At 31.1% G+C, this 17870-nt stretch carries 16 protein-coding genes and 1 riboswitch; of the genes, 9 read left to right on the forward strand and 7 right to left on the reverse strand.

What is annotated here, in order from left to right:
* The first annotated feature begins 537 nt into the window (after positions 1-537).
* From RWN11_RS04600 to RWN11_RS04615, 4 genes are all read left to right on the forward strand, one after another.
* Positions 538-1344 carry a DUF6612 family protein gene (locus tag RWN11_RS04600; protein ID WP_314160608.1) on the forward strand — a complete coding sequence of 269 codons (807 nt, stop codon included), beginning with the start codon at positions 538-540 and terminating at the stop codon, positions 1342-1344.
* A gap of 533 nt (positions 1345-1877) precedes the next feature.
* Positions 1878-2021: a hypothetical protein gene (locus RWN11_RS04605; RefSeq protein WP_314160609.1), complete on the forward strand. Its 144-nt coding sequence runs from the start codon at positions 1878-1880 to the stop codon at positions 2019-2021.
* A 550-nt stretch (positions 2022-2571) separates the two neighbouring features.
* The gene (gene glmS / locus RWN11_RS04610) at positions 2572-4374 is read left to right on the forward strand and encodes a glutamine--fructose-6-phosphate transaminase (isomerizing) (protein WP_314160610.1); all 1803 of its coding nucleotides are present in this window, start codon (positions 2572-2574) and stop codon (positions 4372-4374) included.
* A 132-nt stretch (positions 4375-4506) separates the two neighbouring features.
* Positions 4507-4619, forward strand: a riboswitch (FMN riboswitch).
* Positions 4620-4825: 206 nt separating this feature from the next.
* A complete protein-coding gene (locus RWN11_RS04615; RefSeq protein WP_314160611.1) occupies positions 4826-5386 on the forward strand; it encodes an ECF transporter S component in 561 nt (186 codons plus the stop codon).
* Positions 5387-5559: 173 nt separating this feature from the next.
* Here the strand turns inward: RWN11_RS04615 and RWN11_RS04620 are convergent, their stop codons facing one another.
* Complete coding sequence (locus tag RWN11_RS04620) at positions 5560-5916, reverse strand: DUF1310 family protein (RefSeq protein ID WP_314160612.1); 357 nt, start codon at positions 5914-5916, stop codon at positions 5560-5562.
* Positions 5917-6239: 323 nt separating this feature from the next.
* Here RWN11_RS04620 and hemH point away from each other — a divergent pair, with 323 nt between their 5' ends.
* Together hemH and RWN11_RS04630 are read left to right on the forward strand one after the other, a co-directional pair.
* The gene (gene hemH, locus RWN11_RS04625; protein ID WP_314160613.1) at positions 6240-7457 is read left to right on the forward strand and encodes a ferrochelatase; all 1218 of its coding nucleotides are present in this window, start codon (positions 6240-6242) and stop codon (positions 7455-7457) included.
* A 309-nt stretch (positions 7458-7766) separates the two neighbouring features.
* Positions 7767-8282: a rhodanese-like domain-containing protein gene (locus RWN11_RS04630; protein WP_314160614.1), complete on the forward strand. Its 516-nt coding sequence runs from the start codon at positions 7767-7769 to the stop codon at positions 8280-8282.
* 236 nt (positions 8283-8518) lie between these two features.
* Here the strand turns inward: RWN11_RS04630 and yidD are convergent, their stop codons facing one another.
* Positions 8519-8770 (reverse strand): membrane protein insertion efficiency factor YidD, encoded by a 252-nt coding sequence (gene yidD / locus RWN11_RS04635; RefSeq protein ID WP_314160615.1) that lies wholly within the window; start codon positions 8768-8770, stop codon positions 8519-8521.
* A gap of 251 nt (positions 8771-9021) precedes the next feature.
* On the opposite strand from yidD, the gene RWN11_RS04640 reads away from it, so the two are divergent.
* Positions 9022-9456 (forward strand): DNA starvation/stationary phase protection protein, encoded by a 435-nt coding sequence (locus RWN11_RS04640; RefSeq protein ID WP_314160616.1) that lies wholly within the window; start codon positions 9022-9024, stop codon positions 9454-9456.
* Between the two features lie 65 nt (positions 9457-9521).
* Here the strand turns inward: RWN11_RS04640 and yycI are convergent, their stop codons facing one another.
* The 5 genes from yycI to RWN11_RS04665 all read right to left on the reverse strand — a co-directional run bounded on the left by yycI (position 9522) and on the right by RWN11_RS04665 (position 15793).
* Complete coding sequence (yycI, locus tag RWN11_RS04645; RefSeq protein WP_314160617.1) at positions 9522-10322, reverse strand: two-component system regulatory protein YycI; 801 nt, start codon at positions 10320-10322, stop codon at positions 9522-9524.
* Positions 10319-11632, reverse strand: a complete 1314-nt coding sequence (yycH, locus tag RWN11_RS04650; protein ID WP_314160618.1) for a two-component system activity regulator YycH — start codon at positions 11630-11632, stop codon at positions 10319-10321. Before yycH ends, yycI begins: the two co-directional genes overlap by 4 nt.
* 11 nt (positions 11633-11643) lie before the next feature.
* Positions 11644-13575 carry an ATP-binding protein gene (locus RWN11_RS04655; RefSeq protein ID WP_314160619.1) on the reverse strand — a complete coding sequence of 644 codons (1932 nt, stop codon included), beginning with the start codon at positions 13573-13575 and terminating at the stop codon, positions 11644-11646.
* On the reverse strand, positions 13575-14279 hold the full coding sequence (yycF, locus tag RWN11_RS04660; RefSeq protein ID WP_314160620.1) for a response regulator YycF: 705 nt from the start codon (positions 14277-14279) through the stop codon (positions 13575-13577). Before yycF ends, RWN11_RS04655 begins: the two co-directional genes overlap by 1 nt.
* Positions 14280-14794: 515 nt before the next feature.
* A complete protein-coding gene (locus tag RWN11_RS04665) occupies positions 14795-15793 on the reverse strand; it encodes a hypothetical protein (RefSeq protein WP_314160621.1) in 999 nt (332 codons plus the stop codon).
* A 281-nt stretch (positions 15794-16074) separates the two neighbouring features.
* On the opposite strand from RWN11_RS04665, the gene RWN11_RS04670 reads away from it, so the two are divergent.
* Positions 16075-16629: a flavodoxin family protein gene (locus RWN11_RS04670; RefSeq protein WP_314160622.1), complete on the forward strand. Its 555-nt coding sequence runs from the start codon at positions 16075-16077 to the stop codon at positions 16627-16629.
* A 601-nt stretch (positions 16630-17230) separates the two neighbouring features.
* Positions 17231-17870 (forward strand): YhgE/Pip family protein (locus RWN11_RS04675; protein WP_314160623.1); only part of this gene is annotated, 640 nt, incomplete at its 3' end.

The raw sequence follows: 17870 nt of genomic DNA on the forward strand, positions 1-17870 counted from the left end.
TCATCGATATATCTATCTTTGATATAATTATATATCCATCATTGATATAAGTCAAGAGATTTTTTATTAATTTTCTCAAAAATTTCCAGTAGTTAATTCCTAAAGTAAATTACAATTTAAAGAAAACTGGAATTTAACCCAAAACAAATAACTTCTAATCACAAATCAAATACAAACGAACTAATTAATTCGAGGGCTGACCCAAAAGCCCTAAAATTTAACAAAGTGTATATGAGAACTCATAGACGCAGTGGTTTATTGATATCTAAATTCGCTTTATAAAAGCTTTTAGATATCTAATAAACTGTGCGAGTATGACTCAACAAATCTTGTTTCTCCGAAATCACGATTTTTGAGTCACTCCCTATAACCTATTCTCTAGAAATTATCCTTCAAGCACTCAACGTTAAAAGTATTTTTAAAAATGAATTTATATATGTAGTAATATAAACTATAATATGATAGAATAATTCTATAAAATAAAATCTATAAAGTAGACTGTATTCGTCTATTTTACTCAAAGTTAAGGAGAGACAAATGACAAAATCACTAAAAAAATACTTAATGATTATTGCAACAGTTATTCTTTCGATAACTCTTGCTGCTTGTAGTACAGGCGCATCTAATGAGCAAATTATAAGTAAATCAATAGAAATATCTAAAAATCTAAAAAGTACTGACTTTGTAGCAACTAACAGTTCTGAAATCTTAGTTGGTGAACAAACTCAAACAGTTGAAAATACTGTATCAGGATCTCTTATTATCGATCCATTCGCAATGAAAGCTACTACAGAAGTAAAAGCTCAAGGTCAAAGCCAAACACTAGATCTTTACATTAAAGACGGTACTGCTTACGCAAAATCAACAGGACAAGATGAGTGGGTGAAAAGTGCAAACAACAATATCACCGCTCAATTCGAAAACCTTAAAAAAATTGCCAACTCTGAGCAAATCTTAGATTTTTATAAAAAAATCTCTAAAGATTTTAAAAAGACAGAAGAAAATGGAAACTACGTTCTAACATATACTGGAAGTGGAGATCAATTTAAAGAGCTTATGGTAGCTATTGCTAATGCATCTTCTGGAAACGAAGTTAATGCTGAAGCCTTCAACAATGTAGAATTTAAAAACGTTTCAATCAAACTTGTAGTTACTAAAGACTTTACACCTGTAACTAACGAAGTTTCTATGGAACTTGCTACTAAAAACACGTCAACTCCAACTACAATGAAAATCAAACAAAACATCAAATACTCTAACGTGAATAACGTTAAAGAAATCAAGCTACCTGATGAAGTGAAAAACGCTAAAGAAGTAGCGACTGATACTCAAAAATCAGAATAATAATATTGCCTACTTACTCGAATAGTAAGTAGGTTTTTTATTAATCAATTTTATATTTCTACAATTTAAAAATTAAGGTTAAATTTTTAAATACTTTATTTGAATATCTGAGTTTATGTAAATATATCCTTTCAGTTTACAACGCTCTTTTCATCTAGTATAATAATATGTACGATTAAAATATTAGGAGGTAATTTAAAATTATAATTATAGCGCCCGAACTAAGTTCTAAAGGTTAAATTGAATTTAGTTGACGAGGAAAAAAGTTATCGAAAATTCGGCGGATGCTTTTTCGGAACCAGAGAGTTTCGTTAGATAATGTACAATGGGGTGCACTTTACTATTTCTAGGAACAAAGTGACGAAGAAATAGTTAGGTGCAGCGTATGCAACAGCAACTTAGTTTTTAAGGAAGAATGACACAAAAAACTCTAGTTGCCACTGCTGGGGTGCACTTTACTATTTCTAGGAACAAAGTGACGAAGAAATAGTTAGGTGCAGCGTATGCAACAGCAACTTAGTTTTTAAGGAAGAATGACGCTAAAAACTCTAGTTGCCACTGCTGGGGTGTACCTTTGTATCTTTAGGAACGTAGTGACGACAAGATACTTACAGTGGCTACTAGCAAAATACTTCACAAAATCTGTTAAGTTATACCTAGACGCAGTGGTTTATTGATTTCAAAGTTCGCTTTAAAAAAGCTCTTTTGAAACCTAATAAACTGTGCGGGGGCGACTCGACAAAATCAATTTCTTCTAAATCGCGATTTTTGAGTCGCTCCCAACTTAGTTTTTAAGGAAGAATGACGCTAAAAACTTTAGTTGCCACTGCTGGGGTAAATCTTAATATTTCTAGGAACAAAGTGACGAAGAAATAGTTACAGTGGCTACTAGTAAAATATTTCGTCATTTTATTCCTTATATTTTGAGTAGCTGTTGTCTAAGTTACTCGATAAGGTTTCTTATCATCTTTTTGACTCAAGAAACCTAACGATTAACTCATAGCTACAGCGTATGCAACAGTTCTTTCCTAGGAACTCAGTAATAGCATAATACCCTTCAAAATCATTATCACCTCTCTATAGGCTCATTATGTCTTCTTTTAAGGTTTACATAAACTCGAAGGAGTATATTAAACTCAATGAAGTATAATATATTTGAGCATAGGTATAAAACTTTATAGTACTTTCTATAAAAATAATTAAAAAAAAAAGCGAGGAATTTTTAATATGTGTGGAATTGTAGGATTTGTTGGAGAAGCAAATGGAGTTAAGTTTTTAATTGATGGACTTAGCAGCCTTGAGTATCGTGGATACGACTCAGCTGGTATCGCTGGTGTCGTTAACGGAGAAGCGAATGTCACTAAGTCTGTAGGTCGTATTAAAAACCTAGAAGCCCTAATACCTGAAGGACTTCACCTAGAATTAGGTATTGGTCATACACGTTGGGCTACTCACGGTGGAGTTAACACAACTAACTCTCACCCTCACCAAAGCTTCAACAAACGTTTTATTTTAGTTCACAATGGAGTTATCGAAAACTTCCAAGAACTTAAAGAAAGATTTTTCAAAGGTGTAGAACTTGTTTCTGAAACTGATACTGAGGTTATCGTTCAATTAGTACAGGTTTATAGTGACCGCGGTCTTGACACTAAAGAAGCTTTCAAAAAAGCTGTATCAAAACTTCAAGGTTCTTATGCACTTTGTTTAATCGATACAGAAGATAAAGACACATTATATGTAGCAAAAAATAAAAGTCCACTTCTTATCGGACTAGGAGAAGAAAATAAAAATTATGTTGGTAGTGATGCTTTAGCAATGATTAAATACACTAACAACTTCTTAGAAATCAACGATGGTGAATTTGTTATCGTGAAAAAAGATAACGTAACTATCGAAGATAAAGAAGGTAATATTGTAGAGCGTGAAAGTTTCTCAACTAACTTAAACGCTGGAGAAATCGATAAAGGTATCCATGAACATTATATGATTAAAGAAATTCATGAGCAAGTAGGAGCTATGCGTAACATCATCTCTCACTACTTCGATGGACATGATATTAATATTAACAGCGAAATTATTAACAATGTAAAAGACGCAGATAGATTATACATTATCGGATGTGGTACAAGTTATAACGCTGGTTTAGTAGGAAGAAACTACTTCGAAAAATGGGCTGGTATCCCAACAGAAGTACACCTAGCATCAGAATTTGCATACAACGTACCATTATTATCTAAAAAACCAATGTTCATATTCCTTTCTCAATCAGGAGAAACAGCTGACCTACGTGCTGTACTTACAAAATTACGTGGTGTAAACGCAGATTATAAGTTCTTAGTACTTACTAACGTTGATGCTTCAACTCTATCTCGTGAATGTGACTATACGTTATTACTTCACGCAGGTGTTGAAATCGCCGTTGCATCTACTAAGGCATATACTGCTCAAATCGCAACACTAAGCATACTTGCTTATGAAGTAGCTAAACAATTTTCTAAACAGCCTAAATTTGATATCGAGCAAGAATTATCAGTAATTACTTCTGCAATCGAATCAATCTTAGATGATACAAAAACTATCAAAGACTTAGCTAAAAACTTATTCACAGAACGCAATGCATTCTATATCGGACGTGGAATCGACTACTATAGTGCATGTGAAGCAGCTCTAAAACTTAAAGAAGTTTCTTACATTCAAACAGAAGGATTTGCCGGAGGAGAATTAAAACACGGTACAATCGCCCTTATCGAAGAAAGAACACCTGTTGTAGCTCTTATCACAAGCGCTAAACTAGACTTAAATACACGTAGTAACGTAAGTGAAGTAGCTAGCCGTGGTGCTAATACTCTAATCATTACATTAGAAAAATTAGCTCGTAAAGGTGACTACGCAATCCCTAACGTAAACGAAGATCTTGCTCCAATCTCAAGTATCGTAGTTACACAACTATTCGCATACTATGCAGCCTACACTAAAGGACTAGATGTCGATAAACCACGTAACTTAGCTAAATCAGTAACAGTAGAATAATTTCTAAAAATAAAGTATTTAAGCAGCTCGGAAAATTTTTTCTGAGCTGCTTCTATCTATTTAAAAAAGTTAAGCCTTTTCTCTTTACAAACTAAAAACTTCAGTTTATAATAAACCTATAATAAATAATTAAATTATCTTCGGGGCAGGGTGAAATTCCCGACCGGCGGTTAAAGTCCGCGAGCGCAAGCTGATTTGGTGAAATTCCAAAACCGACAGTACAGTCTGGATGATAGAAGATATAGAATAAATAAACTTACACATACAGTACATTACGTATGTATATTTGCTGTACTTCGCTTAAGTGTAACGCTTATTTTTCATACCTTTCAGTCCCGCTTTAAAATTTTTAAAGTGGTGTTTTTTATATCTAACGCGATTTAGAATACACCTTTTTAAGAATAATATTGCGGCTATTTTATTGCCTATGAAGATAGGAAAGAGGTTTTAAATGTATAAAAAAAATGTTCACTCACTAGTTTTGAGTGGTATGCTTGCAGTTATTGCTCTACTTCTATCTTTTTTTAGTTTTGCTGTGCCATTCTTGCCACCATTTCTAAAATTTGATTTTACATTCATCCCATTATTCATGGCGTTGTTATTATTAGGATATAAAGATGCTCTTTTAGTATCATTCTTAAAAAACTTTCTACACTTCGCTTTGTTATCACATGAACCAATCGGATCGATCGCTAATATCGTAGTAGAATTCACTTTTATCAGTATCATCGTTCTTTTCTATAAAAAAGGTACTGCTAAGACTATTATTGGTGGAATCTTAGGAACACTAGCAATAACAGTATTCATGTCACTTCTTAACTACTTCGTATTACTTCCAGCATATGGATATATTATGAATCTAGCAGACATCGTGACTAATGTAAAAACAATCGTAGCTGTTGGTATCGTGCCATTCAACCTACTTAAAGGTGCCTTAGTAACATTCTTATTCTTCGTTACTAAGAGTGTTTATAAATCAATACCAACTAGTATTCGTAGCCGTTTCGCATAATAATATTGGATACTAATTAATTTAACCATGAAAAATCCTCCATTACATCACCTTACTGTAATGGAGGATTCCTTTTTTATTAATTTCCTAGGAAATACTTATCATAATTATTCAAGAAAATACAGGTTAAGGGAGCGAAAATTTAAAAAAATCATTTTCTCCCCTCTTGACCGCTATTTGTTTAACAATTCATCCAGTTTTTCTGAATGCGATACTTCTTCTACATTTGTATCTTTTTCGTTAAGCACAGTATCAATAATTAATTTTTCATCATTATTAACTATTAGACGAGCGTAGATTTTCTCTCCAACATTTCTAATACTTTCATAATCGATTTTATAATCTTTAATTTTCGCTTTTGCCGTGAAGGCAAGTTTATCTTTTTCTAAAATTATTTTTTCATAAAAACCACGTGCATCAGCAGTCTTCACGACTCTAACAATCTCCTTATATTTAGGATTATTTTTCATATAAATAACTCCACCAATCGCCGCAATGAAAGTTATCGCTCCGAATATTTTCTTTCTCATTTAAACATTTCCTCCTTTTTCTTCAACTAATCGGAGATTTTTAAACTCCCTTATTAGCAAACTTTTTAGTTAACTTTTATATTATAACTTTTTAACTATTTTTTCAATAGTTTTTTTAAATTAAATTTTATCAAACTCAAAACAACCTCAATTACCTTATTTTGCCATAATTGCCTATCAGTAAAATAAACATATTAAATCGCCTTTATACACCTTTTATTCCTAATCAATAATGGTTATCTGTAACAATTTATTAATACGTGTGTTTTAGTACAAAAAATGTTATAATTATACATGACTAGACTATTTAGAGAGGTTATAAAATGAGTAAAGCTATTTTAGTAATGACATATGGAACACCTGAAGAATATACATTCGAAGGTATAGCAAAATTTTTCACAAATATTAGAAGAGGAGTCCGTCCTAACGACGAAGAAATCAATCTACTTTTAAAAAATTATCTTCGCATTGATGGTTCTCCCCTTCAAGATATAACACTTAAAGAAGTTGAACTTTTAAGAGCATCCGTAAAAGATGAATATAAAGTATACTTTGCCAATAAATTTTCTTCACCTTATATCCCTGACATAATTTCAAAAATGGAAGATGATGGTATCGAAGAATGTATTTGTTTAATTCTTGAACCACATTATTCATTCTACTCTATTATGGGTTACGAAAGATTTATTAAGAGTAATAAAATTAAATTCAATATAATTAAATCTTGGTACAAAGAAGAGAAATTAATTGAATTCTGGGCAGATGAGATCAAAAAAATTATTACTGAAGAAATAAAAGAAGACAGCTACAAAGTAGTTTTCTCTGCGCACAGCGTACCTGAAATAGCATTAAAATATAATGATCCATATGTAGATCAGATTTTTGATATGACAAAACTTATAGCTGAAAAAATAGGTCTTGAAAAAGAAAACTATACGAATACTTGGCAAAGTGAAAGTGACATTGGGATGCCATGGATTAAACCTGATGTTCTCGAGTACTTAAGAGAGCAAGAAGAACATCCTAAGCATTATATATTTGTTCCACTTAGCTTTATAAGCGAGCATATCGAAGTTCTTTTCGATAACGATGTTGAATGTCGAGAACTTTGCGAGGAGTTTGGAGTGACTTATCATAGACCACCTATGCCAAACTACGATTCTCGACTAATTGAGGCTCTTGTGTCAACGATTGAAGCTAATAAAAACAATCCTTTTATCTCACATAATCCAGAGAAGACAACATTTAATGAAATGGATAAACCAAAAGGAGAAATGCCAGATTTCGTTAAAGCAATGTTAGCCAATAAAAAAGATGGTGAAAAACCTGAAATGCCAGACTTCGTTAAAAAAATGCTAGCTAATAAAAAAGATGGTGAAAAGCCTGAAATGCCAGACTTCGTTAAAAAAATGTTAGCTAATAAAAAAGATGGTGAAAAGCCTGAAATGCTAGACTTCGTTAAAAAAATGTTAGCTAACAAAAATACTAATACAAAAATTAAAATCCTCCATCTTATAAAAAAGATAATAAGTAGAAAATAAAACTGAATAAATTTTTTCCAAAATTAAAATAAAACTCTGTTACCTTCTTTCCAGTAGCAGAGTTTTTAAATTGCACAAAATATATAAACTTATTGCGATTCTACCTATGAATATCATTTTAATAAACTATATATTATTTTACTATTTATACTATATTCTAAAGTATAAATTTATATTTACATATAGATATAAAAGTAATATTACGACAATCTATAATTTTAAATTAACTAAATTTTATTTTATATTTAGTTTAAAAACTCGCTGTTTTATGTTATAATAAAAGTGAAAATTAAAGGAGGACTAACTTTTATGAAAAAAAATAAAATTACACTAGCTTTATCGAGTATATTACTTTCTGTGTCTTTAGTAGGATGCAGTAGTGGAGATGGCCTTAACCGTTCTGCAAAAGATGGAAAAGAAAACGAAGTAGAGAAAGCATCGATAAAATTAGTTAAAGCAACAAAAACAGGGGACTACAACCTAATCAGTGCAGACGAATTAAAAAAATCTATCGATAACAAAGAAGACATGCTTTTAATTAACACAATTCCTGCAGATCGTTTTGAAAAAACAAAAATAAAAGGTGCTGTTAACGCTGGTCTACCTAAAGAAATGAAAGATTTGAAACCAGAAGAAAAAGAAGCATTCTTAAAAACATTAGGAGACAATAAAGATAAAAAAATAGTTATCTACTGCGGTTTTGTAGCCTGTGAAAGAAGCCACGTCGGTGCAGTATTAGCAAAAGAAGCAGGATACAAAAATGTCTATAGATTCCCGGGCGGAATTGCCGCATGGCTAGATGCAGGAAATAGCATCGATAAATAGTATAAACCCTTGCATCTGTGGATAATTATAAGGGTTTACCTCACTCTTGCAGTATATATTTTAGAATTTGTGGATAATTATGAGGATTTACTTCACAAACACTTTAAACAGATAAATTTTATAAAAAATTATTTTTGCTAAATCGACTCCCTTTTTTTTGGTAAAACATGATTATTATTTTATCAAAAAAAACACAATTTCGCCCTATAAAGAGGCAACTTTCTCCCGTTGCCTCTTTATTTTTTTCTTATAAATTTAAAAATATCTCTCTTAAACAAAGGTACGTTATCAAAGTACTCACCTTTATAAAAAGGATGACACTTTAACAGCCTCTTCACCGTTAAATACGTCCCTAAGAAAAAACCAAATCTCTTATAACTCTCTAAAGCATAACTTGAGCATGTAGGAGAAAATCTACACGTTGGTTTTGTGTAACGAGATATGTATCTCCTATATAAATTTATTAAAAATATGCACAATCTTGCCATCGATTCTACTCCTTTCATAAATAATTTTATCAACATAGAATGTTTATTTCAACTTATTCAACCAAAATCCCCAGCCTTCATCATAAATAATGATTATCATTTATAATTTTTCACCTCAGGAAACATTGATAAATCAACATTCTTTTTAGAGAATAATTCTCAATAACTTTTATGAGCTTATTAACTTTACATGAGAAATTCATAGTGCTATAATTTAATCATAAATTAAAAATAAAGGAGAAAAATTAAAAATGACACGTAAAACAGAATTAAACAAACTTGTTGCTAACTTAACAGTATTATACACAAAATTACACAGCTTCCACTGGTATGTAAAAGGACGTAGCTTCTACACACTACACGAAGTATTTGAAAACTACTATGACTACACAACAGAATCTTTAGACGAAGCAGCTGAAAGATTATTAGCAATCGGAGGTCGTCCAGTTTCTACACTTAAAGGTGCTTTAGAAATCGCAACAATCCAAGAAGCAACTGAAAAAGAAACAACTAAAGAGATGGTTGCAGCTGTATTCCACGACTTCGAATTATTAATCAATGATTTAACTCACCTTATGAGTGTAGCTGAAGAAGAAGGAGATCAAGGTACTTCTGACTTAGCATTAGGATTAAAAACTCAATTAGAAAAAAATGTTTGGATGCTACGTGCTTACTTAGCAGACTAATATTAAAAAAACTATTCATTGCTTTTATCGCAGTGAATAGTTTTTTCTTTATTTTAAACACCTATCTATGAGCTATAACCTTTTCTATTCAATACATTTAGGTTTATAGCATCTACATAGTAATTACTAACTCGTCCATCTTTATCACTTATTTCTACATTCCACGTCGGTATCAATACTTGATTTTCCGTTTGCGAAATATAAGTATAATAGCCTAAAGTAGTACGAACACGGCAGTTTTTAGGAATTAAATCCTCATGATACAACCTATTTATCGCTTGGTTAGATGAGACCAATGTCTCATTCTTATCTTTTCTTATATTCGAAACACCTGTTAATGTAAAGTTTTTTATGTCTCCATTTTTTTCGACACTAAAAACTATTCGTGCATTTCTATTCGAAAATACTCTAAAGCTATCTATTTGTTGTTCATAAATAACTTCATTTTTCGAAGAATTATAACTAGAAAAAATATAATTTGCACTCAGCTTCATCTTTTCCAATAGAAATGAATCTAACTCACCTCTGTAACTACTTTTATTTACATTCGTAATAGAATTTTCCGAACTAACTTTTAAAGTAGATGTCTTATCTATATTTTCAACTTCGTACTTTAAACTGCCTTCTTCTTTTCTAACATCTTTCAAATCAGAAATCGTTACATTTACATAGCCAAGATTATCACGTTTTGTAGTATTTTCTTCTACAGTTATGTTATCATTTTTCATAGCACGCTCTATTATTTCTTTTTCTTGAACTATTTCAGTTTTATTTTTCTGAACAGTATACACATAAAATGTTAACAAGACAGCATTTAACGCAACGAATAGGTAAATAAATAATGTCTTCATCTTACCCCAGTTCATAGTCTCTCTCCCTTGTTTATCATTTCTTTTAATTTTTTGAAACTTACATATCTATCATTATATTTCACATACCATGCTGGTACATAACTAAAACTATTTCTATCTTTGTTATAAATCTTATCATACCCCAAAACTATATCACTTATTTCTTTAAGATTTACTCTGTCATAAAGATAGTTAATTACATATTCAGTCTTCTCAACAGAATACAGTTCCGCTTCTCTTGATGAAAGATAAGTTTTTGTCAGTTTTTTCGGTGATGTTAGCCTATATATACCACTACTGTTATCCTCTGAAATAATATCCGCATGCCCATCTTTGCTAAAAGCTATCGAATCCTTATAAGCTTCTTGGAAAATAGTAATTCCTTCTAGAGCAGTAGTAAGTTGATAATCTGTATCACCTACATACCCCAACTCTAAAAAGCTCATCGTATTATTTATAGCAACGGTAGCTCCAACTTCTTTTCCACCTTCGTTAGATGGATTTGTATACAATAATCTATTATTTATAGATCTTAATATTCCATAACCATCAGTCACTTCGTCTTCATTACTAATTCTAAGATTATCTTTTTTCTCAAAAATATCCTTAGCCAGTTTGTTTAAGTTAACATCTTCTGTACTATATTCATCTATAGTATTATCCTCGTCAGATTCTTTCAAATAGATAAACTTATTATTTAAACTGTATTTGGCATAAGTTTGCTTTTTCTCATTAAACTTATTATTTACTTTTCCATATATTTCTTCCTTCAAAGTAATCTGTAGATAGTTTTTATCATCTTTCTTATATAGATAAATCATATTAGGTCTATCTTTTAGTAAAACTATCGTATCAAATTCTAAACTTATATTAGAATTTTCCTCTGAAAAGAATAGTGGTTTTACCAATGCAGAATCTAAAGTTACCTGATAATTTATCATGATTTTTTCAACATTATTCGTTGTAATATCCTCTATATTTCGGTTTCTAACCCTAGACTCTGTACTCTCACTATCTGAGATTATCGACAACAAATCTTTCAATACCCTTTTATTCTTTATAGCATCGACGGTTGCCACCTTCGTTATAGAATTCTGAACTATCGGCTCTTCTCTTGATCCCTCATAATTTTTTACAACACTATCAGGAATCAAAAAATTTAAAAGATTATTTTTATCTGATTCAACTGTCTTCTGAGTAGATCTTTTCGTAAAAATCTCATAATCTGGTTGATAAGTAATAATAAGATAGGATAGGGTTAAACTCATTAAAACTAGCATTCCTAATACAACTGATTTAACAGTTTCTTTCCTTTTTCTTTTCATATTATTTACCTCTATAACCATTCATCATCAATTTGTTCACAAGGGAGCGTTACAAATATTATACTTCCGTACCCTTCTCTACTTTGTGCCCAAATACGACCTTTATGGGCATCTACAATAGTCTTAGCTAACGCTAATCCTAAACCTGTTCCTCCCATACTTCTTTGCCTACTCTTATCAACTCTATAGAATCTATTAAAGATTTTGTCAATATGAACTAATGGAATACCTACACCTTCATCTTTAATTGATATACTTACCCTATTATGGTGATAATTTTGTCTAACTCTCACCGTGATATTTTTACCATCTGGAGAATATTTAATCGCATTATTTACAATATTATCGAACACCTGTGTAAGTTTATCCTGATCTCCTTCTACGAATATCGGACTCTTAGGAATATGTTTTATAAAGTTTTTCTCAGGATGTGTTAAAGCGAATCTATCCGTAATCTGTTCAAGCATTTTGTTTATATCTATAAACTCTTTTTCATAATGCTCCTCTTTAATATCCATCTTACCAAGTTGCATTAATTCATTTACCATTCTAATCATACGAGTAGTCTCTTTGTGAATAGTATCAATAAACTGCGGTGCCAACTCCTTATCTTCAAGTACCCCTTCTTCTAATGCTTCGATATAACTGTTCATCGTCGTTAGAGGTGTACGAAGTTCGTGTGATACAGTCGATACAAATTCACGACGCTCTTTTTCTTGACGCTCTTGATCAGTTACGTCATAAAGCACAATAATGTATCCTTCTAACTCCGTTGACATCTGAGTTAAATCTTCCTTATCTTCTTTTTCTATCTTAGAAATTTCAGCTCGTAAAAGCAATTCATCATCACTTTTTGAAGCATTCACCAGAAGACTATCTTCCGCTTCCAATATTTCTTCTATACTCTCGTATTCAGTAATATTAAGAATTTTCAGCACATCTTTTCCGATGAAAATTTCATCATTACGACCGCCTAGCATATCCTCAGCACTTGTATTTATAAGGATTATTCTACCATTATTATCTGTTGTAATAATCCCATCCATCATACTTTCGATAATCGTCGCAAGCTTCCTACGTTCCGTTTCAGTCACAGCCTGCTCTTCTTCAATTCTTTTAGAAATTTGGTTAAACACTTTTGCCAAATCTCCAATCTCATCATCTGCATCTATTCCAACTACCGTCCCATAGTTTCCTAAAGCCATCTTCTTAACCTGCGAACTCATCTTCTCTATAGAACTCGTTACCGTTTTTGAAGCGACAAATCCAATAACCGTAGTAATCAATATAGATAGGATAGTTCCTACAATGAAAATTTTAGAAATACCATTTACCTCTTGATAAACACTTTCGATATCTGCCATAAGAGAGATTACACCGACAACCTCATTATCCTTTTTAACAGGACTTACATAAATCCAAACACGCTTATTACTATCAGCATTATTTTGAATCTGCTTAATACTCTCACCTGTTTTTATAACCTGACTTACAAGAGGATCAAATGATCTTTTAGCAAGATATTCATCATTTCCATTTTTTGATGAAGTCGCTAAGATTTTTGAATCATTATCTATAACATTTACTAATAATAACTTTTGAATATTAAATTCACTAACAAGCTTAGCTATACCACTCTTCGAATCTCTACTACTTTTTGTAGAATCATCCGGAACAAGGTTATCACCTAAAACCTTTGAATTATCATTATTATTGCTGCCATTAATCTTATCAAGTTCTTCTCGCACATGGTAGTTTAAGATTTTTTCTTGTTCAATAATATTTTGTTCAAATGTATTTATATTACTATTTCTTAATTGTGTTGTAAAGAACAATCCGATAAGCTGCAATGAAATTATATTAACTAATACATAAACTATTACGAACTTAGTTCGGATTGATGAAAAGAATCTTTTCTTAAATCTCTTCTCGAAAAAGCTCATTACTCTTCACCTATAAAGTACCCAACACCACGGCGTGTCATTATATATTCAGGCTGTGATGAATCATTCTCTACTTTTTCACGTAGTCTTCTTACAGTTACATCTACCGTTCTCACATCACCGAAGTAGTCGTAACCCCATACTGTCTGCAGTAAATTCTCGCGTGTTAAAACTTGTCCACGGTGTTGTGCTAAATAGTAGAATAAATCAAATTCTCTACGCGTTAAATCAATTTCCTCACCATTTTTCTTGATAACGTAAGCCTCTGGATAAATAACAATATCCTTAATCACAAGATCTCCACCGATTTTTTCTTCAACAACTTCTTCTTGTTGCTTAGTAACACGACGTAAGTTTACCTTAACCCTTGCCATAAGTTCACGTGTTGAGAAAGGTTTCGTTACATAGTCATCCGCTCCAAACTCAAGTCCAAGAACTTTATCTATCTCACTATTTTTCGCCGTTAACATAATGATAGGAATATTCTTTTTAGCACGTACTTCTCTACACACTTCCATTCCATCTTTTTTAGGTAGCATTAAATCTAACAAAATTAAGTCTGGATTATCATTAAAAGCAAGTTCTACCGCTTTTTCTCCATCATTAGCGACGATTACATCGTAACCTTCTTTTTTTAAATTAAACTCTAGTATATTAGCAATCGGTTCTTCATCATCGACTACTAGTATTTTATATTCTGCCATTTTCTTCCTCCTTAGATTTGTACTAAGTATTAAATAATATATATTCCTAATTATATTTTTTATAAAACATTTTTTAGAGTATACTTTTTATTTTTTAACCTGCATATTCTCATCATTGTGAGTATATATATAGCTATCAATATTATATCATTTTTTTCTATGAAGTTACAACTTTAAGCAAACGATTAACTCTCTATCAGTGTAGTGTTACAATTGATGTGAAACAAAATATAAAAAAAGAAGAGTAAATCCTGTATAATGAAATTACGACAAATCAAAAAAAGGCAAGAGTTACAGAGAAGCTATCTTCTCTGTAACTCTATCATATCAAGTATTTATTTTTAACTTTTTTTATCTCACATCATTTACAAATGTACAAAGCAAACGATTAACTCTCTATCAGTTATGCGAAAAACACAAAATTTTATAACAAGCTGCAACCCATGTTAAACAATTCCAGTAATCTTACAATAAAAAGACTCCTCATCTGACAAAAACGTCAGACAAGGAAGCTATTATAGTTCTTCTTTTTTCTTCGCAATATTGTCTAATATAGCTTTGATAAAAAACTTAAAATTAACATTATTAGGATTTTTATTCAAGGTATCGATCACAGTATCACTTACTAATAGTGTATTCAGTTGATTCTCTAATTCTTCTATGCGCTCTTCTGAAAAATTACTAAGAATACCCACCTCGGCTAGGCTAAAATCCTTATATTCTAACGATAAAAGATCACCATCTTTTTCTTTGTTCTCAAAAGAACTACCAAAAGATTTTTGGTATATATCTAAGAAACTCTTTATACCATGCATTCCAGCTTCTTTTACAATAATTTCATCACCCACATAGTAACCAATCGACAGTAGCTCAGAAATTCTTGTAAATATATCATATTCAGAAACAACTCTCTTTACATCACCTGTGAAAGTTGCTTTTTTAATAGCCGTTTTCTTTACATTTCTAAGATATTTTTTCATGCGCATAGCATACAGTTCACCATCTTTTTCCTTATCCATAAAAATATCTATACCGCCTATTAAATAAATAGGTGCAGCATTAAAAACTATACTTTCTTGAACATCATATTCTATCGCAACACGTTGCGCAATACTTCCACCTAATGAATGACCCGTCAGAATAATATTATCACCATACTTTTTCTTCATGCGTGTATAAAATCTATAACATGGTGTCATATGCTCCGCTTGTCCGAGACAAATACCTACTACATCAGCATACATATCTTTCTGCCTATCGAGATAAAAATTCGTTCCCGTATAAGATAAAATATAGTTCCCTTTTTCAGTATTTTCAAACAGCGTTCCACTACTACCTGTCTTCACATCATAAAAACTACTGACATAATTCAGATCTTCCGGGAAACTTCCTACTGTTTTTTGAAGATTGATATATTCTCTTATCATGGTTTTTGGAATTTTTATTTTATCCATCGCTTCTATATGGTATACAATAAACGATGCGTAACTCGTTATCGCAAACAATCTTTTCATCCTCTTCTCCTATCACTATACTACTTGGTTTTCTTTATTATCAATTAGTATTTTATCATAAACCATGAATTATTTCCTATTTTTTAGTTAAAATCAGATTCTAATAGGTTAATTTTTCAATTTTTTTAATTTTTATTCTCCTCGAATTTTATAATTGATTATTATTTTCAGTTATTAGTTTAAAATAGAATATTTTTTTGTTATAATAATTATATCAATTTAATTAATACGGGATTAATTTTTAAAAATATTATTCCAACATCCTAGGTAGGAGGCTTATTATGAAAATTTTACTTGCTTACTCTAGCAAAACAAAAAACACTAAAAAAGTAGCAGAAGCAATCTACGAACAGATAAAAGCTTTAGGAGAAGTAGATTTACTCGACATAAAAAAACAGCGAAAAAAACTAGAAAAAGAATATGATTTCTATATTCTAGGGGCTTGGACAGATAAAACTAACGCCAACAAAAATATGCAACGTTTTATCAATCAACAAGAAATATATGGTAAAGATGTCGCATTATTTTTAACATGCGGTGTCCCACGCGAGCATTACCACGCTGATGATTCTATTAATAATTATATTGCCTTTATGGAAGAGAGAAACAATAGAATCCATGAAACTTTCGTCTGTCAAGGCAAGGTTGACCCAAAGGTTATGATAGTTTTCAAAATCCTTACTTGGCGTGATCCTAACTTTATTCACAAAGTTACACCAGATCTTGCCGACATGGTTAAAGAATCAAAAAAACACCCAAATTCGAAAGATTTAAAAGACGCTCAAAGTTGTTTTAACAATCTACTAGAACATAAAATATCACACGCATTAGTATAACTTAACACTAAAACAAAGGTAGTTATCCGTTTTTAACAGGTAACTACCTTCTATGTTTTTATAATATCAAATACTACCTTCCCTTCAAGATAACTTTAATTAATAGTGAACTATTTTTTTCATTAATTAGGACTTTAAACAATATAAATTAACAAAACTATTTTAATTAATATATATCAATTTATAAGTTTACTTTATAAAAATCATATCCTTATAAAACTCATAATACCAGTGATTTTTAGATTAGAAATCACTCTTAAGAGTTATAGCCGCTGTCTCTTATATAAACAGTACACCTTATGTTTAAATATTAAAATTTTACTATTACTAAAAAATATTTTGACTTTTATTAAAATTAATTGTAGAATAACTAAAGTGGGAGTGACTCAAAAATCGTGATTTCAGAGAAATCGATTTTTTTAGAGTCACCCCTGCACAGTTTATTAGATATCTAAAAAGCTTTTATAAAGCGAATTTAGATATCAATAAACCACTGCGTCTAAGAGTTCTCATATGAACTTTGTTAAATTTTAGGACTCTTGGATCAGCCATATTAAACTAAATATTGAAATTTTAGCTATAGAATTTCTTAGGAGGAATTATGATAAAAAAAGAATTTAATAGTCTTTTGAAAAGTAAAGGGCTAATTATCACCATGGCTATCGTTCTTCTGGTACCAATTTTATATGCAGGGACTTTCTTAAAAGCAGTCTGGAATCCATATAATAACACCGGAAATATGAAAGTCGGTGTTGTTAACTTAGACAAAAAAGTCGACCTTGATGGAAAAACTCTAGAAGTTGGAAATTCAATGGTCGAAAAACTAAAAGATAACAAAAAAGTAAATTGGCAATTCGTCGATAAAGATACAGCCGATAAAGAATTACGAGAAGGAGATTACTACATGGTAGTTACTATTCCTGAAAACTTCTCTAAAAATGCTAGCTCATTATCAAACGAAAATCCAGAGAAAATGAACATTGATTTTACAACTAACTTTACAAAGAGTAAAAATGGTGAAAAAATCATGGAAACTGTAGCGAGTAATTTAACAAATACAGTTAAAGATCAAGTTGTAAAAACTTATACAGCAACTCTATACAGTAAATTTTCTGAACTAGGTTCTTCACTTCAAAAAGCTGCAGACGCTACAAACCAACTGAACAATGGCCTTGGTCGTCTTAGCGAAGGGGGGCAAAAACTAGGTGGTGGTATTAATCAACTTACTGATGGTTCTGGTC

Origin of the sequence: uncultured Gemella sp. (genome assembly GCF_963519265.1) — a bacterium.
GTDB lineage: Bacteria > Bacillota > Bacilli > Staphylococcales > Gemellaceae > Gemella.